The sequence below is a fragment of the Leclercia sp. UBA5076 genome, from assembly GCF_002416465.1.
Taxonomy (GTDB): domain Bacteria; phylum Pseudomonadota; class Gammaproteobacteria; order Enterobacterales; family Enterobacteriaceae; genus Enterobacter.
This window is the reverse complement of sequence record NZ_DIAO01000018.1, coordinates 195,294-212,071: the sequence shown is the minus strand read 5'-3', so window position 1 is coordinate 212,071 and position 16,778 is coordinate 195,294. Positions and strand designations below refer to the sequence as shown.

At 58.9% G+C, this 16,778-nt stretch carries 18 protein-coding genes; 6 read left to right on the top strand and 12 right to left on the bottom strand.

Features of this window, described 5'->3' with window-relative positions:
* Positions 1-2: 2 nt before the first annotated feature.
* The 4 genes from B3X29_RS18325 to nasR form a co-directional block, all read right to left on the bottom strand.
* Positions 3-791: an ABC transporter ATP-binding protein gene (locus tag B3X29_RS18325; RefSeq protein WP_103179937.1), complete on the bottom strand. Its 789-nt coding sequence runs from the start codon at positions 789-791 to the stop codon at positions 3-5.
* A 10-nt stretch (positions 792-801) separates the two neighbouring features.
* Entirely contained in the window at positions 802-1,689 is an 888-nt protein-coding gene (gene ntrB, locus B3X29_RS18320) for a nitrate ABC transporter permease (RefSeq protein ID WP_159339476.1), read from the bottom strand.
* 1 nt (position 1,690) lies between these two features.
* Entirely contained in the window at positions 1,691-2,938 is a 1,248-nt protein-coding gene (locus B3X29_RS18315) for a CmpA/NrtA family ABC transporter substrate-binding protein (RefSeq protein WP_159339477.1), read from the bottom strand.
* 228 nt (positions 2,939-3,166) lie between these two features.
* Entirely contained in the window at positions 3,167-4,333 is a 1,167-nt protein-coding gene (nasR, locus tag B3X29_RS18310; protein ID WP_103179940.1) for a nitrate regulatory protein NasR, read from the bottom strand.
* Between the two features lie 73 nt (positions 4,334-4,406).
* Here nasR and ychN point away from each other — a divergent pair, with 73 nt between their 5' ends.
* The 3 genes from ychN to B3X29_RS18295 all read left to right on the top strand — a co-directional run bounded on the left by ychN (position 4,407) and on the right by B3X29_RS18295 (position 7,105).
* Complete coding sequence (gene ychN, locus B3X29_RS18305) at positions 4,407-4,760, top strand: DsrE/F sulfur relay family protein YchN (RefSeq protein WP_103179941.1); 354 nt, start codon at positions 4,407-4,409, stop codon at positions 4,758-4,760.
* Positions 4,761-4,866: 106 nt separating this feature from the next.
* Positions 4,867-6,651 carry a methyl-accepting chemotaxis protein gene (locus B3X29_RS18300; RefSeq protein WP_290561701.1) on the top strand — a complete coding sequence of 595 codons (1,785 nt, stop codon included), beginning with the start codon at positions 4,867-4,869 and terminating at the stop codon, positions 6,649-6,651.
* Positions 6,652-6,862: 211 nt separating this feature from the next.
* On the top strand, positions 6,863-7,105 hold the full coding sequence (locus B3X29_RS18295) for a DUF1883 domain-containing protein (protein WP_039030709.1): 243 nt from the start codon (positions 6,863-6,865) through the stop codon (positions 7,103-7,105).
* Positions 7,106-7,145: 40 nt separating this feature from the next.
* Here the strand turns inward: B3X29_RS18295 and B3X29_RS18290 are convergent, their stop codons facing one another.
* Both B3X29_RS18290 and chaB read right to left on the bottom strand, forming a co-directional pair.
* On the bottom strand, positions 7,146-7,841 hold the full coding sequence (locus tag B3X29_RS18290) for a gamma-glutamylcyclotransferase (RefSeq protein WP_159339479.1): 696 nt from the start codon (positions 7,839-7,841) through the stop codon (positions 7,146-7,148).
* A 192-nt stretch (positions 7,842-8,033) separates the two neighbouring features.
* Entirely contained in the window at positions 8,034-8,264 is a 231-nt protein-coding gene (chaB, locus tag B3X29_RS18285) for a putative cation transport regulator ChaB (RefSeq protein WP_159339480.1), read from the bottom strand.
* Positions 8,265-8,532: 268 nt separating this feature from the next.
* On the opposite strand from chaB, the gene chaA reads away from it, so the two are divergent.
* A complete protein-coding gene (chaA, locus tag B3X29_RS18280) occupies positions 8,533-9,633 on the top strand; it encodes a sodium-potassium/proton antiporter ChaA (protein ID WP_103179946.1) in 1,101 nt (366 codons plus the stop codon).
* 113 nt (positions 9,634-9,746) lie between these two features.
* Here chaA and kdsA read toward each other — a convergent pair whose 3' ends face one another.
* The 6 genes from kdsA to hemA are packed head-to-tail and all read right to left on the bottom strand — an operon-like array spanning position 9,747 to position 15,050.
* Positions 9,747-10,601: a 3-deoxy-8-phosphooctulonate synthase gene (kdsA, locus tag B3X29_RS18275; protein WP_103179947.1), complete on the bottom strand. Its 855-nt coding sequence runs from the start codon at positions 10,599-10,601 to the stop codon at positions 9,747-9,749.
* 36 nt (positions 10,602-10,637) lie between these two features.
* Positions 10,638-11,447, bottom strand: a complete 810-nt coding sequence (sirB1, locus tag B3X29_RS18270) for an invasion regulator SirB1 (RefSeq protein ID WP_103179948.1) — start codon at positions 11,445-11,447, stop codon at positions 10,638-10,640.
* Between the two features lie 3 nt (positions 11,448-11,450).
* Positions 11,451-11,843 (bottom strand): invasion regulator SirB2, encoded by a 393-nt coding sequence (gene sirB2, locus B3X29_RS18265; protein WP_103179949.1) that lies wholly within the window; start codon positions 11,841-11,843, stop codon positions 11,451-11,453.
* Positions 11,836-12,669, bottom strand: a complete 834-nt coding sequence (gene prmC / locus B3X29_RS18260; protein WP_103179950.1) for a peptide chain release factor N(5)-glutamine methyltransferase — start codon at positions 12,667-12,669, stop codon at positions 11,836-11,838. The genes sirB2 and prmC overlap by 8 nt, the downstream gene beginning before the upstream one ends.
* Positions 12,669-13,751 (bottom strand): peptide chain release factor 1, encoded by a 1,083-nt coding sequence (gene prfA, locus B3X29_RS18255; RefSeq protein ID WP_103179951.1) that lies wholly within the window; start codon positions 13,749-13,751, stop codon positions 12,669-12,671. The genes prmC and prfA overlap by 1 nt, the downstream gene beginning before the upstream one ends.
* 42 nt (positions 13,752-13,793) lie before the next feature.
* A complete protein-coding gene (gene hemA, locus B3X29_RS18250) occupies positions 13,794-15,050 on the bottom strand; it encodes a glutamyl-tRNA reductase (protein WP_039030718.1) in 1,257 nt (418 codons plus the stop codon).
* A gap of 221 nt (positions 15,051-15,271) precedes the next feature.
* Here hemA and lolB point away from each other — a divergent pair, with 221 nt between their 5' ends.
* Together lolB and ispE are read left to right on the top strand one after the other, a co-directional pair.
* Positions 15,272-15,883 (top strand): lipoprotein insertase outer membrane protein LolB, encoded by a 612-nt coding sequence (gene lolB / locus B3X29_RS18245; RefSeq protein WP_103179953.1) that lies wholly within the window; start codon positions 15,272-15,274, stop codon positions 15,881-15,883.
* Complete coding sequence (ispE, locus tag B3X29_RS18240) at positions 15,880-16,749, top strand: 4-(cytidine 5'-diphospho)-2-C-methyl-D-erythritol kinase (RefSeq protein ID WP_290561700.1); 870 nt, start codon at positions 15,880-15,882, stop codon at positions 16,747-16,749. Before lolB ends, ispE begins: the two co-directional genes overlap by 4 nt.
* Positions 16,750-16,778: the final 29 nt, after the last annotated feature.

Sequence of the window (16,778 nt, the reverse complement as noted above, 5' to 3'; positions counted from 1 at the left end):
CCTCAGGCCGCTTTCGGCTGTTTTTCATAGAGGAAGTGCAGGATCTGCTGGCGCATATGGTGATAGCGGCTCTCCTCCGCCAGCTGCACCCGGTTGCGCGGGCGCGGCAGGTCAACGCGCAGGATCTCGCCTACCGTTGCCGCCGGGCCGTTGGTCATCATCAGCACCCGATCCGAGAGCAGCACCGCTTCGTCCACGTCATGGGTGATCAGCACGATGGTGGTGTTCAGCTCCTGCTGAATGTGCATCACCGAATCCTGCAGATGGGCGCGGGTCAGGGCATCGAGGGCGCCGAACGGCTCATCCATCAGCAGCACTTTTGGCTTCATCGCCAGGGCGCGGGCAATCCCCACCCGCTGCTTCATGCCGCCGGAAATTTCCCCCGGCCGCTTGTGGATGGCGTGCCCCATCTGCACCCGCTCGAGGTTGTGTTCGATCCACTCCCGCCGCTCGGCTTTGCTCATGCTGCGGCGGAACACCTGATCCACCGCCAGCGCTACGTTGTCGAAGCAGGTGAGCCACGGCAGCAGGGAGTGGTTCTGGAACACCACCGCCCGCTCCGGCCCCGGTCCGGCGATCTCGCGGTTATCGCAGAGAAGCCCACCTTCCGTCGGCAGGGTGATGCCGGCGATCAGGTTCAGCAGCGTCGATTTGCCGCAGCCGGAGTGGCCGATCAGGCTGATGGTCTCCCCTTCGTGAATATCAAAAGAGACGTTCTGCAACGCCAGAAACTCGCCGCTGGCGGTGGAAAAACGCTGGCTGACGGCCTGGACCTGAATGAGAGGTTTCATCATGTGCTCCTTATTTTTCCTGCCAGCTGAAACGGCGGGCGATCAGCATCAGCCCCTGCTCCAGCAGCAAACCCACCACGCCGATAATGACGATGGCGATGAGAATGTTTTCGACGTTGAGATTGTTCCACTCGTTCCAGATCCAGAAGCCGATCCCCAGCCCCCCGGTGAGCATCTCGGCGGCGACGATCACCAGCCAGGCGATACCGATGGAGAGCCGCACCCCGGTCAGCACCGCAGGCAGCACGGCCGGGAAGAGAATGCGGCGCATCACCGTCCACTCGGAGAGCTGCAACACCCGCGCCACGTTGAGGTAATCTTCCGGGATACGGCGCACCCCTTCGGCGGTGTTGATGACCATCGGCCAGATCGAGCAGATAAAAATGGTCCAGCTGGAGGCAGGCTCCGCCTTCTGGAACAGCAGCAGGCCGATGGGCAGCCAGGCCAGCGGGCTGACCGGGCGCAGCAGCGCAATCAGCGGGGTGAACATGCGGGACATAAAGGTAAACCGGCCAATCATAAAGCCCAGCGGGATGCCGACGATCGCTGCCAGGCCAAAGCCGATAGCGACACGCTGCAACGAGGCCAGCACGTTCCAGCCCACTCCCATGTCATTGGGGCCATCGCGGTAGAACGGATCGGCAAACAGCGTGATGGCCGAGTCCAGGGTGCTGAGCGGCGTCGGGAACCCTTTGCTGTTGATAGCCGCCAGTTGCCAGGCGATCACCAGTAATCCCAGGCCAAGCAGCGCCGGAATGATGCGCTGGAGCAGATCGTTGGTCCGGCGGGCAAACCCCGGAGTACGGCGGCGGACCTGCACCGGCGGCAGGGCGATCACTTCCCCGCTGGCCGGCTCGGCGGGTATGGCGGGTGCGGCTTTAATGTTGACGTTTTTCATATCAGGCCCCTGTACGGTGAATGGCGAAACGGTTGGCGTAACCCTTCGGATCGGTGCCGTCCCAGACGGTGCCGTCCATTAAGGTGCTGGTGCGCAGCGGCGATGAAGGTGCGCGAATGCCGCCCACGGCAGTGGCGGCCTCCTGCCAGATGTCGGTGCGGTTGATGCGCTGGGCGATAGCGGCGTAATCCGGGTCGGTTTTCAGCAGTCCCCAGCGGCGGAACTGGGTCAGGAACCACATTCCGTCGGAGTGCCACGGGTAGCTCACCGCCCCCTCCTCAAAGAAGCGGATCGGGTTAGCATCCTGCCAGCGGTTGCCGGTTCCGCTGTCGTATTCGCCCAGCATCCGGCCAGTGAGGTACTGCTCTTTGGTGTTGAGCCAGGCGCGCCGGGCCAGCAGCTGCGCGGTCTCCTCTTTGTTCTGCGGTGAGGCGTCGATCCAGCGCTGGGCCTCCAGCAGGGCGCTGACCAGCGCCCGGGCCGTGTTCGGATATTGCTCTACCCACTCGTGGCGGGTGCCGAGCACTTTTTCCGGATGTTCCGGCCAGATGGACTGGGAGGTGGCGGCGGTAAAGCCGATGCGATCGTTAATAGCGCGGGCGTTCCACGGCTCGCCGACGCAGAAGCCAACCATATTGCCGATGCGCATGTTCATCACCATCTGCGGCGGCGGCACCACCACGGTGCGCACGTCGTCGAAGGGGTTGATGCCTGCGCCAGCCAGCCAGTAGTAGAGCCACATGGCATGGGTGCCGGTGGGAAAGGTGTGGGCGAAGGTGTAGGTGCCCGGTGCCTCCCGGGCGATGAGCTTCTTCAGCCCCTCGACGTCGCGCACGCCCTGCTGAGCCAGATCGCTCGACAGGGTGATCGCCTGCCCGTTCCGGTTGAGGGTCATCAGGTTGGCCATCGGTTTAGGTTTACCGGCGATCCCCAACTCCAGGCCATACAGCAGGCCATAGAGAATGTGCGCTGCGTCCAGCTCCCCGGCCACCAGCTTGTCGCGCACCGCCGCCCAGCTCGCCTCTTTGCTCGGCACCAGGGTGAAGCCATATTTCTTATCGAACCCTTTCCAGGCCGCGATCGCCAGCGGCGCGCAGTCGGTCAGCGGGATAAAGCCGACGCGCACCGTCTCCAGCTCCGGTTTATCGGAGCCCGCGGCCCATGCGCTCTGCATCAATCCCGGCACCATCAGCGTCCCGCCCGCCAGCGCACTGGCCTGTAAAAAACGCCGTCTTGTCCATTCCACCATGCTCACTCCTGAAAAAATGGCAAAAAAAAGCGCCCGGCAGTGCCGAAGCACCGCAGGACGCCTTTATCCTCAAAAACGACACACCGCCGTTGGCGCGTCGTCAGAATTGTTATGTTGATTAATGCAAGGGTGATGCCAGGTTTTAAAGGCTTAAATAACGGGGTTTTTCTGCCTGCCGACAGCGAGAACGCACCTCAACCATGCAGGCGTTGCCCATCCGGGGTGCATTTACTGCTGCCACAGAGCTTTGACCGTCAGCAACGCGCGGGCGATATCCACCATCCGTTGATTTTTATCCATCGCCATCTTGCGCAGCTGGCACCAGGCCTGCTCCTCACTCATCTGCTGATGGGTCATCAACACGCTTTTGGCCTTGTCGATCACCTTGCGCTCCTCCAGCGTGTCGCGCATCGAGGCCAGCTGGCGGGAGAGCTGCTCGATCTCCTGCGCCTGCTGGCGCACCAGCGGCAGCAGCGGTTTTTGCGGATAGAGGGCCAGCGGCTCCGCCGTCTGCGGCTCTGCGGGCGGCTCGTCGTCAGCCTGGCTAATCAGCGACTCCACCGCCAGCATCAGATCGGCGATCTGCATCTCCTCCAGGGTGCGCAGATGTTCGAGGCGTTCGGTTTGCAGCGAGAACCAGTGCAGCGCCAGCACCCCCTGATCCGCGGCGGGTTGCCGGGTACAGGCCAGCCGCCGCAGCTGTTCGACCTCCGCCCCCGGTACGCTGAGGTTGAAAGGATCGTGCAGGCTGGGAGGGGTCAGGGAGAGGAAGACCTCGAAACAGGTTTGCTGGCCGTCGATTCTGTCTACCAGCGTCTGGCGCATCTCATCGCTGAAAAAGCCCTGGGTAAAGCCAATCGCTCCCAGCGCCCGCTCCTGCCCCACCAGCTCTTTGCCCTGCATCAGGCTGTAGAGCGCAACAAATCTGCCCGCGATTTGCGGGTTATCAATGCTGTCATTGAGTTGCGGCACAATACTGAGCAGGTTTCGCAGCATACGGCTATAACGCTCCATCGCCGCCGTAGCGGGCAGCGCGCAAGCCGTAATGGCCTCACGCAGCGCGGGAAGCTGCTCCAGACTTTGCAGGGCGTTGGCCACCCGCTCGCACAGGGCACCGCTGGCCATCACCGGCGAGCCGAGCGCCTGATGCAGCGCCTGCACATGCTCGTCTACCAGCGCGCGGCTGGCTTTACACTCCAGGGCATAGAGCGCCCCTTCGGAACAGAGCCAGATGTTGGAGGCGCCCCGCTCGCACTGTAGCATGTGCGCAAGATGGCTGATCCGGCTCACCAGCGTGCCCAGTTGTGCCAGCTTGCACAGCTGCTGTTTACGCAGCAGCCTGGCCTGCTGGAACCATTCCGTGGCGCCGGGTGGACGGCCTCTGTTTATCGTCATGCTTACTCTCCCGGGTCAGTGTCTGCCGAAGAGAGAAGCAATTTTCATGCCTTTTCATTATTCAGGAGTCAACATGCAGAAGATTGTGATTGTCGCTAACGGTGCGGCCTATGGCAGCGAATCGCTGTTCAACAGCCTGCGACTGGCGATTGCCTTACGCGAGCAGGAGAGCGACCTGGATCTGCGCCTGTTTTTGATGTCCGACGCGGTCACAGCCGGACTGCGGGGGCAAAAACCGGCGGAGGGCTACAATATCCAGCAGATGCTGGAGATCCTGACGGCGCAGAACGTGCCGGTGAAGCTGTGCAAAACCTGCGCCGATGGCCGCGGTATCAGCGCCCTGCCGCTGATCGACGGGGTGGAGATTGGCACCCTGGTGGAGCTGGCGCAGTGGACGCTATCCGCGGATAAACTATTAACTTTCTAATAATGCATTAACAAAAATATTTTTTTCTTATGAGCGCGGTTCCAGCTTCAAGTTTGCCTGCCCGATGCCGATAGGCTTTTTACAACAACACAGCAGGTATTTCATTATGTTCAGGTCAATTCGCGCTCGTATTATTGCGGCGACGGTCGGATGTCTGATCGCCGCGCTTTTACTGAATACCGTGATTAATTTCCAGGTCACGCGTCAGGATAATCAACAGTCCCAACGTTCGATACTGGCCAGCACCAGCGCCAGCCACAGCATGGCGATTGCCGACTGGGTCAGCAGCAAGACGCTGATGATCAACTCCCTGCAGAACGTCGTCCTGACCGACGATCCGGTACCGATGTTTAAACAGCTGGCGCAGGCGGGCGGGTTTATCAACGTCTATGCCGGCTACGCCAGCAAAACCGCGAAGTTTTCCAATCCTGAAGGGGTACCTGCCGACTACGATCCAACGGTGCGTCCGTGGTATCAGCAGGCGGTGAGAGAGGATCGCGCCATCGTCACCGTCCCGTATGTGGATACCGGCACCAAAAAGCTGGTGGTCACTTTCGCCGTGCCGGTGAAAGAGAACGGCGAGCTGAAAGCGGTGCTGGCGGGCGATGTGGCGATGGACAGCGTGATCGCCAACGTGCGCGGCATCCATCCGACGCCAGCCAGCAGCGGGCTGCTGGTTGACAGCGAGGGTTCGGTCATTGCCGCCAGCGATCCCGAGCTGACCTTAAAGCCCTTTAAAGCGGTCATCAGCGGCGTCGATCTGGCTGCGCTAAAGAATGGCAACAGCGCCGAGGGGGAGTACAACGGCGTGGCGAAAACCTTCTCCGCAACCCCGATTGCCGGTACCCAGTGGCAGCTGATTGTCGCGCTTGACAGCGATGATGCGACGACAGGTATGCGTACCCTGTTGAAAGCCTCCTCCCTGTCGCTGGTTGTGCTGGTGCTGCTCAGCGCGGTGGTTGTGCATTTCGTGATTGCCCGCCTGCTGAAGCGCCTGTCAGATATTCGCGATGCGATGCACGCCATTGCCAACGGCACCAACGATCTCTCCCAGCGTCTGCCGGAGAAAGGTGATGATGAGGTGGCGCAGATCGCCCATGCCTTTAACGCCTTCAGCGATAAACTCGCGGTGGTGATGGTGCAGTTGCGCGACGCCAGCGCCTCAGTGAAGAACGCCGCCCAGGAGATTGCCGCCGGGAACCAGGATCTCTCTGGCCGCACCGAGCGGGCAGCCTCCAGCCTGCGTGAAACCGCCAGCGCCGTGGAGCAGATCACCGCCTCCGTGGCGCAGTCCACCGAATCTGCCGCCGTGGCGAACGAGCAGGCGGGCAAAGCTGTCGAGGCCGCGACGCGGGGCGGCAACGTGGTGTCGCAGGCGATCACCACCATGCAGTCCATCGAAGCCGCCTCGACCAAAATTGGCGATATCACCAGCGTGATTGACGGCATTGCTTTCCAGACCAACATTCTGGCGCTGAACGCCTCGGTTGAAGCGGCGCGTGCCGGTGAGCAAGGGCGCGGCTTTGCCGTGGTGGCGGGCGAAGTGCGCAATCTCGCCAGCCGCAGCGCCCAGGCGGCAAAAGAGATCAAAAGTCTGATCGACTCCACCACCGACAGCGTGGCGACCGGTTCGCGCTATGTGCATCTTGCCGGGCAGAGCATGAATGAGATCGTCACCAGCATTGGCAGCATGTCGGGGATCATGCGGGAGATCACCGTGGCGACCAGCGAGCAGATGAAAGGCATTCAGGAGATTAACCGCGCGGTGCTCAATCTGGACAGCATGGTGCAGCAAAACGCCGAACTGGTGGTGCAGTCGGCTGCCGCCGCCAGCGCCCTTCAGGGTCAGGCAGGCGACCTCGCTGAAACCGCCGGTCATTTCCGCATTTAATGTTAATCCGCTGCCTGAAAGCCGCGTAAAGCGATGTTCGCTGCGCGCTTTCAGGCATTTTGTCATTTTTGTTTAAGGCTTACGCCATTTTTTGATCAAAATCAGCACCCCGGCCCTTCCCCTTTGGTGTTATGCCATGAGTGAATTGTGAACAACATCACGCTCAGGATTAGCCGCAAGGAGAGCGTTGTTTCGGATACGGGGTAAAAAAATGGCACTGGTAAAAGCAAGTCTGAAGTTGTTTGGCGGGGATACGGTCGTGGTGCGCTGCTCAGAGCGCTGTCATATTCATCTGATGAGTAATAAAGCACCACGCAAAACGCAGGCAGATATTTTAAGCGTACAGGACAGAGACAACGCCTGGCTGACGGTGCCTTATACCGGAACCTGGGAGGTGCTCATCGACAGCCACAGCCAGTCGCTTGAGCACTCCATCAGCTACGTCGCAGCCTGATCATTCTTCGCCCGGTGGCGCACTGTCACCGGGCTTTTTTTCAGGCAAAGCCGGGGCGCAGCTGGCTTTCCGGCGATTCGTTATCCAGCAGTGCCCGCACCCGCGACACCAGCTCGTTCAGACAATCATCCTGCATGCCGAGACGCGTCAGCTCCTGATCGAGCGAGAAGAGATATTGTGCGTTGGTGCCAAGCGGGCCGCTGGCGGCGGCAATCAGCGGGGCGATGACCTGCGCGCGCGTGTCGGCCTCAAACAGCGGATGGCGCGGATCCATAATAAAGACCAGGGCGTTAACGGTGCGTCCATCATCCAGCTCCAGCCGACACCAGCTCGGCATATAGCAGCCAGTGATCATCTCACGCTTCCACAGCAGCGCCAGCTCCTCTTCCAGGGTCGCATCCGGCAGACGATAGGCCACGCCGGTGGTGCGTCCGCCCTCTTTCAGTGCAAGCATACGGCCTGGCTGGCAGGCGCTGCCGCGTCCGGCGGTCAGGCGCAAACAGAAGGCTCGATGCCAGCCCGTAAGCGTCCCGGTTGCCGATTCAACATACTCCAGCGCCGGGTTCCACATCAGGGAACCGTAGCCGAAAAGCCATACCGGACCGTTGTCCGGACGGCAGGCCAGGGTCGCAGCCAGCGACGCTGCGCGTTGCTCGGCTGACCACAGAAGCGACTCTTCGATCGCACCAAAGGCCGTTCTGCAGTCGGCCTTCATAAGAAAATCACGCGTTAACATATTGCACCTCCGCCACTGCCTGCATCCCTGCCCTCACTTTATGAACCTTCCGGGTCCTTTTACTGCTCAATTAGAAAGCAGTAGGGTGACGATATGCAATAATCTCGCCGGGTGCAACAGAGCGCGAGGCCGACCGCCTTAAAAGTCAAAGCCGACGGTGCAAACTATTAAGCACAGCCAACTAAGCAATGACTATTTCTTCTTGTGCCACTTATCATCGTCTCCCTTTTCGTAATCCTGCTTCACCGCCGCCCAGGCCACCTTGTGTGCGGTCTCCTCACGACTGTCATCGCCCCGGCGGTCCGCTTTATCTTTGTACTGATCCCAGGCGCTGTTAAAGGCTTCTTTGTAGATATCCTGCGCGTGGGCAGGCAGTACGTTCTTAACGTTATCCGGTAAATCAGTTTTCGATTTGTATGGCATAGCAACCCCCTCTTTTTATTCACTTAATAAGTGTGGTCGACAATGCCGAAGGCTTCCAGTCGAATCGATAATCCTGGATTTCAGTTTCTTAATCTACTGTTATTAAGACCCTATTTAACAAAAATATATTATTATGACGCTCTCGTGTAATAATTCCCCTGTACCGTAAAATTAAGTAAAAGATACTCAGAGATTAACGGCGATCTGTTAATTTAAGCTCCTCACTTTCTGTCTATAATTACAAGCACCTGCCAAAACGGAGAATTACATGACAACCGCACACGAGACGGTGAAAACCCGTCATAAGGAGACGTCTCTCATTTTCCCGGTGCTGGCCCTGGCCGTGCTGTTCTTCTGGGGAAGCGCGCAGTCACTGCCAGTGGTCATCGGGATTAATATTCTGGCCCTTGTGGGTATTCTGAGCAGTGCCTTTAGCGTTGTACGCCATGCCGACGTGCTGGCTCACCGCCTGGGCGAACCCTACGGTTCCCTGATTTTAAGTCTTTCCGTCGTTATTCTCGAAGTGAGCCTTATTTCCGCCCTGATGGCGACCGGTGACGCCGCACCTACCCTGATGCGCGATACGCTCTACTCCATCATTATGATTGTCACCGGCGGACTGGTCGGCTTCTCGCTGCTCCTGGGCGGGCGCAAATTCGCGACACAATATCTGAACCTGTTTGGTATTAAGCAGTATCTGATCGCCCTCTTTCCGCTGGCGATTATCGTGCTGGTATTCCCGATGGCGCTGCCGGGGGCCAATTTCACTACCGGCCAGGCCCTGCTTGTGGCGCTGATTTCTGCGGCGATGTACGGCGTGTTTCTGCTGATCCAGACCAAAACGCACCAGAGTCTCTTCGTGTATGAGCATGAAGATGAGAGCGACGACGATGACCCGCACCACGGCAAGCCGTCCGCGCACAGCAGCCTGTGGCATACGGTCTGGCTGGTGGTGCATCTGATTGCGGTCATTGCAGTCACCAAGATGAATGCCGCACCGCTGGAGACGCTGTTGACGGCGATGAACGCGCCGGTGGCCTTTACCGGCTTCCTGGTGGCGCTGCTGATCCTCTCCCCGGAAGGGCTGGGGGCATTACGCGCCGTGCTGAATAACCAGGTGCAGCGTGCCATGAACCTCTTCTTTGGCTCGGTGCTGGCGACCATCTCCCTGACCGTGCCGGTGGTGACGCTGATTGCCCTTCTTACCGGTAACGAGTTGATGTTTAGCCTTGGTGCACCGGAGATGATTGTGATGTTGGCGTCGCTACTGCTGTGCCAGATTTCATTTTCCACCGGGCGCACCAACGTGCTCAACGGTGCGGCGCACCTGGCATTGTTTGCGGCCTATCTGATGACGATATTTGCCTAGTCCTTTGCCCAGCGGCGCTTCGCTTGCAGGGCCTACGGGTTTTGTAGGCCGGGTAAGCGCAGCGCCACCCGGCAATAAGCGCATAAAAAAACCCGCCGAAGCGGGTTTTTTTATTAGTTGCTGGTATCCAGCTCTTCAAAGCTCTTGACCAGATCGTCAATCGCCTTAATCTGCTTCAGGAACGGCTCCAGCTTGTCCAGCGGCAGCGCGGATGGGCCGTCGCACTTGGCGTTGGCAGGATCCGGATGCGCTTCGATAAACAGACCCGCCAGACCGGTCGCCATACCGGCGCGCGCCAGTTCGGTAACCTGAGCACGACGGCCGCCTGAGGCTGCGCCAAACGGGTCGCGGCACTGCAGAGCGTGGGTCACGTCGAAGATGACCGGCGACTGGTTAGAGACATTTTTCATCACGCTGAAGCCCAGCATGTCCACCACCAGGTTGTCATAACCGAAGTTGGAACCACGGTCGCAGAGGATCACCTGGTCGTTACCGCCTTCGATAAACTTATCGACGATGTTCCCCATCTGGCCTGGGCTGACGAACTGTGGTTTTTTCACGTTGATGACGGCGCCGGTTTTCGCCATCGCTTCGACCAGATCGGTCTGACGGGCGAGGAACGCGGGCAGCTGGATCACGTCAACCACGTCTGCCACAGGCTGCGCCTGGCTTGCTTCATGGACGTCGGTGATCACTTTTACGCCAAAGGTCTGCTTCAGCTCCTGGAAAATTTTCATCCCCTCTTCGAGGCCCGGGCCACGGTAAGAGCGAATAGAGGAGCGGTTGGCTTTGTCAAAAGAGGCCTTAAACACATACGGGATACCCAGCTTCTGGGTCACGGTGACGTAGTGTTCGCAGATACGCATCGCGAGGTCGCGGGATTCCAGTACGTTCATGCCGCCGAACAGCACGAACGGCAGGTCGTTCGCCACGTTGATATCGCCAATGCTAACCACTTTTTGTTTCATAGGATCGCCTTATTCAGGTGTGAATCGGAATTAAGATTAATGCAGTGTAATCTGTTTGTGCGCGATGGAATTAATCTGCGCGCGGATCATTTCGCTGATCGGATCTTCCGGACACTGCTCAACAAAATAGCTCAAATCATTCAGCGCAACGTGGTCACACTCAAGCTGCACGTAGATCAGGCCGCGATCGCGGATCTCGTAAGGATCTTCCGGGTTAAACTGCAGCAACACCTCACTGGCACGCAAGGCCAGCTCCATCTGCCGCTCTTCCATCAACGCTGACTTCAGGGTGTCCAGCAGCTTGCGAACCACCTCGGCGTTATCCGCTTCGTCCAGATCTTCGTTGTAGAGCTCCGCCATCGGGCTGATGTTGCCCTTCAGCCAGACATCCAGCGTGTGATCGTCGAGCGTGTCGCCATTAAAGGGATTGATTAACCACATCTCGCCGTCCAGCCACTCGGCGCGCAGCAGCATCTGCGTCGGGAAGATGACCGGCACCAGCGGAATATCAAGACGGTGCGCCACCCATAATAAAATCGCCCCCAGGGAGACAGCGCTGCCCTGACGGTTTTTCAGTACCTGATCGAGCCACAGCGCGTCGGAGAGCCGATACACGCCACGCGTATCGCAAAAGCCCCACTCGCCATAAAAAAGCTCAATCAGTTTCTCCAGTTGCCAGTCCTGAGGGCGCGCCTGATTAATCTCTTCACGCGCCAGACTCACCAGTTTCTCCAGTTCATCGTAGACGTATTGTGAAATGAAATCATCGCGGATCATCTCTGATACCTTAATCATTCCATCGCACAGCGGCACTTTGTTAAATTCGAAATCGGCCAAGGACTCCATGACTTACCCCAGTATCGGTATTCTTGTGGTGGCGAGTTTAATGATGATGTACAGCACCACCAGCCCCAGCAGAAAGGCAACAAACCCGGCCTGCTGGCTGCGCGGACGATGACGCCCCAGCGCAATAAAACCCAAAACGATATAGATGATAACGCCAAACAGCTTTTCAGTCAGCCATGACCCTTCATCTGTAAACGGCAGATAACCGGTCACCCACATCAACCCTGCGCCGGAAAGAAACAGCACGGTGTCGATGCAGTGCGGCAGAACCCGCACCCAGCGCGCGTTGATAAGGGCGTTATTGCTGTAACGCCACCAGTAACGCAGCGCAAAAAACGTGACGGTCAGGACGACTGCCGTCAGGTGCAGGGCGATCAGTACAGAGAAGCTATTCATGCCACTTGCCCACGGTCAGGCGCTCGTTGCCGCCATAGTCGCGACAGGTTTCAACCTGGGCAAAACCGGCCTGCAGGAAGAGATTGCGCACCGCTTCGCCCTGCGTCCAGCCATGCTCGAGCAGCAGCCAGCCATTGCTGACCAGGTGTTGGCGAGACTGGATAATAATATGGCTGAGATCTGCCAGTCCGTGATCCGCCGCAACCAGCGCGCTGCGCGGTTCAAAGCGCACATCCCCTTCGCCGAGATGCGGATCGCACTCATCGATATAGGGCGGGTTACTGACGATCATCTCAAACTGCTGGTCAGCAAGAGCGGTAAACCAGCTGCTCTGCTGCACCGTCACATTCTTTAACGCCAGGCGCTCAAGGTTACGCTGTGCCAGCGCCACCGCATCGGGCATGAGATCTACTGCCGTCACCTGACAGTCCGGACGCTCGCTGGCCAGCGCCAGGGCGATGGCCCCGGTGCCGGTGCCGAGATCCAGAATGCGCGCGGGGGTGGCGGGCAATCTCGCCAGCGCCTGCTCCACCAGGCATTCGGTATCGGGACGGGGAATTAGCGTTGCAGCAGAGACATAGAGCGGCAGCGACCAGAACTCACGTTCGCCCACCAGGTGCGCCACCGGCTCGCCGGTTTTGCGCCGGGCGAGGAGTGCATCAAGCTCTCTTTGCTGATCGGCGGTAAGCGCTGTTTCGCCAAAGGCGAGAATCCAGGTGCGTGCTTTGCCCGTCACATGCTCCAGCAGGATCTCCGCATCGCGACGGGGGCTTTCGCTCCCCGCCAGCGTGCTTATCGCCTGCTGTAGCCAGTGCTGAAAATCCATTAATCCTGCTCTGCCAGCGCTGCCAGCTGGTCGGCCTGGTACTCCTGCACGATAGGTTCGATCAGCAGATCCAGTTTGCCTTCCATCGTCTCATCCAGACGATAGAGGGTCAGGTTGATGCGGTGATCGGTCACGCGACCCTGCGGGAAGTTATAGGTGCGGTTGCGATCGCTGCGATCGCCGCTGCCCAGCAGGTTGCGACGGGTTGAGGCTTCCGCCTGCTGGCGTTTCGCCATCTCTGCGGCATGGATACGGGCACCCAGCACCGAGAGCGCTTTGGCTTTGTTTTTATGCTGGGAACGTTCGTCCTGACACTCCACCACGATGCCGGTTGGCAGGTGGGTAATACGGATCGCGGAGTCGGTGGTGTTAACGTGCTGACCGCCCGCGCCGGAGGAGCGGAAAGTATCGATACGCAAATCCGCCGGGTTAATGTCCGGCAGCTCAGCTTCCGGCAGCTCGGGCATCACCGCCACGGTGCAGGCGGAGGTGTGGATACGCCCCTGGGATTCGGTGGCCGGGACGCGCTGGACGCGATGGCCGCCGGACTCAAACTTCAGGCGACCATATACGCCCTCGCCGCTGATTTTGGCGATCACTTCTTTATAGCCACCATGTTCGCCTTCGTTGGCGCTCATGATCTCCACACGCCAGCGACGCGACTCGGCGTAGCGGCTGTACATGCGGAACAGATCCCCGGCAAACAGGGCCGCTTCATCCCCGCCGGTTCCGGCGCGGACTTCGACAAAGGCGTTGCGTTCATCGTCCGGATCTTTTGGCAGCAGAAGCACCTGAAGCTGCTGTTCCATCTCTTCGGAGCGGACTTTCGCCTCCTGCAACTCTTCCTGCGCCATCTCGCGCATTTCCGGGTCGTCGAGCATCATCTGCGCGGTTTCAATATCTTCCTGAACCTGCTGCCAGTCGGTAAAGCAGCGCGCAACGTCACTTAATTGCGCATATTCGCGCGACAGGGCGCGAAAACGTTCCTGGTCGGCAATGGTCGCGGCATCGCCGAGCAGCGCCTGAACTTCTTCATGGCGCTCGTGCAGCGCTTCCAGTTTGGCGACAATAGAGGGCTTCATAGGCGTAAGTGCACCTTTTAATTATAAAATGGGTATGGCGCGCTATTCCAGCCCGAGGCTGTCGCGCAGAATATTCAGGCGTTCGTCGTCCCCGTCACGGGCAGCCTGTTGAAGTGATTTGGTTGGGGCATGGATCAAACGGTTGGTCAGTTTCCATGCCAGTTCCTGCATGATGACCTGCGGATCGCCGCCCTGCTCCAGGGCCGCCATCGCTTTGGCAGTCAGTTCATTACGTACCTGTTCCGCCTGACCGCGGTATTCGCGAATCGTCTCGCTGACGCTTTGCGCGCGCAGCCAGGCCATAAATTCGCTGGTTTCTTGCTCGACAATCGTTTCGGCCTGCACCGCCGCCGCTTTACGCTGGGCGAGATTGTGGGAAATGATGCTTTGCAGATCGTCCACGCTGTAGAGATAGGCGTTCGCCAGCTTGCCCACTTCCGGTTCAACATCACGCGGAACGGCGATGTCCACCAGCAGCATCGGCTGATTCCGGCGGGACTTAAGGGCGCGCTCGACCATACCTTTGCCGATAATCGGCAGCGGGCTGGCGGTGGAGCTGATGATGATATCCGCCTCGTTGAGACGGGCGTCGATGTCGCTGAGGGCAATCACTTCCGCGCCTACCTCATCCGCCAGCGCCTGGGCGCGTTCGCGGGTGCGGTTGGCGATAATCATCTTCTTCACTTTGTGTTCGCGCAGATGACGCGCGACCAGCTCGATGGTTTCGCCTGCGCCAACCAGCAGCACAGAGACCGTCGAGAGGGATTCAAAGATCTGGCGCGCCAGCGTACAGGCGGCAAACGCAACGGAAACGGCACTGGCGCCAATGTCGGTTTCGGTTCGCACTCGCTTAGCGACAGAGAAGGATTTCTGGAACATGCGCTCCAGCTCGCTGGCCTTAAGGTGGCCTTTTTGCGAGTCGGCAAACGCTTTTTTAACCTGTCCGAGGATCTGCGGCTCGCCGAGCACCAGCGAATCAAGGCCGCTGGCCACGCGCATCAGATGGCTGACCGCATCGTTATCCTGATGCCAGTAGAGGCTGTTACGCAGCTCTTCTTCGTTCAGGTTGTGGTATTCGCATAACCAGCGGATCAACGCTTCGTGCAGGTTGTCCTGCTCTTCCACGCTGAGATAGAGCTCAGTACGGTTGCACGTCGACAGCACCACGCCCCCCTGCACCATCGGCTGGGCAAGCAGACTTTCCAGCGCCTGGTCGAGCGTATCCGGCGAAAACGTGACGCGTTCTCGCAGTGAAACCGGGGCCGTTTTGTGGTTAATACCGAGTGCTAAAAGGGTCATATGAGCGGGAGTAGTACCAGCGTTAATAGGGTTAGCAGGGCGCATCATACAGGATGCGCGAGATCAATAAAAGAGACTGCCCCCTTTCGGAGTAATAGGTTATTAGTTGTTATTAACCGCTAATTTGATGATTTAGGACAACTTGAGCGTAGACGCTCCCGCTACCGGGCGCTAGCATTAAGGGTTATAACCGCCACGTATCTCAAGGATTTGTCATTATTATGACCAGACTGATTCGCCTCCTGCCTCTCGCCGCGCTGGTACTTACCGCATGTTCCATTACGCCGCCCAAAGGGCCAGGCAAAAGCCCTGACTCACCGCAGTGGCGTCAGCACCAGCAGGAGGTGCGTGGTTTAAGCCAGTACCAGACCCGCGGTGCCTTTGCATATCTGTCGGATCAGCAGAAAGTGTATGCCCGCTTCTTCTGGCAGCAGACCGGCCAGGATCGCTATCGCCTGCTGTTGCTCAACCCGGTGGGGAGCACCGAAATGGAGCTGATTGCCCAGCCAGGCAGCGCGCAAATCACCGATAATAAAGGGCAGAAATATACCGGTACCGATGCCGAAGAGATGATCGGCAAGCTGACCGGGATGCCGATTCCGATTACCAGCCTGCGCCAGTGGATCCTCGGCCTGCCGGGCGACGCCACCGATTACAAACTCGACGACCAGTATCGTCTGAGTGAAGTAAACTACAGCCAGAACGGTAAAAACTGGCACGTGGTCTATGGCGGCTACGACAGCAATACCAAACCGGCCCTGCCAACCAGCCTGGAACTGACCGAAGGCGGCCAGCGCATCAAGCTGAAGATGGATAACTGGATTGTCAAATGATGACCCACTGGCCTTCACCCGCAAAACTTAACCTGTTTTTATACATCACCGGCCAGCGTGCGGACGGCTATCACACCCTGCAGACGCTGTTTCAGTTTATCGACTACGGCGACACCATTTCGATTGAACCGCGTCAGGATGGGCAGCTTCGTCTGCTCACCCCGGTGGAGGGCGTGGCCGATGAAGATAACCTGATCGTCCGTGCTGCCCGGATGCTGATGGCGGCGGCACAGCAAAGCGGACGCCTGCCGGCGGGCAGCGGCGCGGATATCCGCGTGGAGAAAAGGTTGCCGATGGGCGGCGGGCTCGGCGGGGGCTCGTCAAATGCCGCTACCGTACTGGTGGTGCTCAATCACCTCTGGGGCTGCGATCTCTCGGTGGATGAACTGGCCGCGCTCGGGTTAACCCTCGGAGCCGACGTGCCGGTGTTTGTCCGGGGGCATTCGGCCTTTGCCGAAGGGGTGGGCGAGATCCTCTCCCCGGCCGAACCCGCGGAAAAATGGTACCTGGTCGCCCACCCGGGCGTCAGCATCCCTACCCCGGTTATCTTTAAAGATCCGGACCTTCCACGCGATACCCCCGTCCGGTCAATAGAAACGTTATTAAAATGTGAATTCAGCAACGATTGCGAGGATATCGCAAGAAAACGTTTTCGCGAGGTTGATGAAGCGCTTTCCTGGCTGTTAGAATACGCGCCGTCGCGCCTGACTGGCACAGGAGCCTGTGTCTTTGCTGAATTTGATACGGAATCCGCTGCACGTCAGGTGCTCGAGCTGGCTCCAGAGTGGCTGCATGGTTTCGTGGCGCGCGGTATGAATATCTCCCCGCTACAGCAGGCCATTCTGGCGCAACCTGAGTTTCGGTGACAACGTCACCCTGTTCCAGACGTTGCATC